Raw genomic sequence first — 266 nt, forward strand, 5'->3', positions numbered from 1 at the left:
CTGCATCCAGTCGCTGGGGATGGTCAGGCGCAGGCCGTCCTCGCCGGCAACCGCGCCGGCCAATATGCGGGCGATCGGCGTCATGCCGGCACGCCCGCCAGCCGATCGCGCAATTCGCGCTTCAGCACCTTGCCGATTGCGCTGCGCGGCAGCACATCGATCGGGTGGAGCGCTGACAGTCGCTGCGTCTTGCCGAGCTTGGCGTTGGTCCAGGCGAGGATTTCCGCCGTCTCGGTATCGTCGTTCGGCACGTAAAAGCCGACTGG

The 266-nt window shown here is 67.3% G+C and carries 1 pseudogene; it reads right to left on the reverse strand.

What is annotated here, in order from left to right:
* Nucleotides 1-80 precede the first annotated feature (80 nt).
* Nucleotides 81-266, reverse strand: a pseudogene (locus ACZ3GY_RS24135) (4-coumarate--CoA ligase); the annotation flags it as partial.

It is taken from the genome of Pseudomonas sp. PME37.24/006, from assembly GCF_055556635.1.